Source organism: Streptococcus sp., assembly GCF_019414905.1.
In the GTDB taxonomy this organism is placed as follows: Bacteria; Bacillota; Bacilli; order Lactobacillales; family Streptococcaceae; genus Streptococcus.
In genome coordinates, this window is the sequence record NZ_DXLC01000227.1 from 2,112 (window position 1) to 3,438 (window position 1,327).

Below are 1,327 nucleotides of genomic sequence, written 5' to 3' on the forward strand. Positions count from 1 at the left end.
GTATCTCTCTTTGAAGTAACTTCTACCTTGATTTATGGTGCTGTCATTGCTTTTGTGCTCAATGTTCCCATGAAAAAAATTGAAGAATTCCTAGTTAAAATGAAGGTAAAGGCAGGGTTGCGCCGTCCGATTGCTATGGTGCTTGTTTTCCTATCTCTTATCTTAATCGTGATCTGTCTTTTGGTTTTGGTGCTTCCAACCCTTGCTCAGACTATTAGTCAGCTGGGAGCAGTCCTTTCAACAGTCCTGACTCAACTTGGGAAATTGCTAGACAGCTCGGAATTTGTAACCAAAGACATGTTGTCAACTATCGTATCAGGCATACAGGGACAATCTAGTTCTATTAGCCAAGCTTTGATAGGTTTTTTATCAGGTCTGACTAGTAATATCGGCAATATTTTTTCAAGTTTGATGAATGCCTTTTTGATTATAGTCTTTACCTTTTTATTTTTATCCAGTAAGGAACATCTGGCAGCGATGACGAGTAGACTTCTAAAAGTTATATTTCCAGAGAAAGTGGTGACAAAGTTAACTTACATTGGACAAGTAGCACTAGAGACTTATGACCAATTTTTGATGAGTCAGCTGATTGAAGCAGTCATCATAGGAGTTATGATAGCGGTTGTCTACAGCCTGTTTGGACTACCTTATGGGGTAATGACAGGTATATTTGCAGGAGTGCTATCGTTCATTCCTTATGTAGGGCCTATGATTGCTTGTGTTGTGGGAGCGATTTTTATCTTCACAGTGAGTCCTACTCAAGCCTTACTTTCTCTTCTTCTATATCAAGTTATACAGCTGATTGAAGGAAACCTTATTTATCCTAGAGTTGTAGGTCAATCTATTGGTTTGCCAGCTATTTTCACGCTTGCGGCTGCTAGTATTGGAGGCAATCTCTTTGGCTTACTTGGGATGATATTCTTTACACCGATATTTGCTGTTATCTATCGATTGGTTAAGGAATTTGTCGTTGCAAAGGAAAATCAGGTAGATTAAGAAAAACTAAATTTAATAAGATATACTGAGAAGAGAGTGAGAGATTCTCTTCTCTTTTATTTTTAAATACTTTTCTACAAAAAGCTATTAGACGTTAAAAAAAGCCTTGGTTTCAAGGCTTATTTCTGTTGATTTAGATGTGCCCCCTGCAGGGCTCGAACCTGCGCCCCATAGATTAAGAGTCTACTGCTCTACCAACTGAGCTAAGGAGGCAACAGAAAAAGCTGAGAATGTAACTTCCCAGCTATTTTAATATGCCCAAAATGGCAACTAGATTATTTACGAAAGGCCTCAATAATGTAGGTGAAGCCAGTAACTAAAAATGAAAAGG

Annotated in this window: 1 protein-coding gene and 1 tRNA gene; one reads left to right on the forward strand and one right to left on the reverse strand. The window is 38.3% G+C overall.

Annotated features, from left to right (window positions below; genetic code table 11):
• Positions 1-996, forward strand: a 996-nt coding sequence (locus QZ359_RS07015; RefSeq protein ID WP_293964752.1) for an AI-2E family transporter, incomplete at its 5' end; no start/stop codon positions are given.
• A 140-nt stretch (positions 997-1,136) separates the two neighbouring features.
• On the opposite strand, the gene QZ359_RS07020 is transcribed toward QZ359_RS07015, so the two are convergent.
• A tRNA-Lys gene (locus tag QZ359_RS07020) sits at positions 1,137-1,209 on the reverse strand.
• Positions 1,210-1,327: the final 118 nt, after the last annotated feature.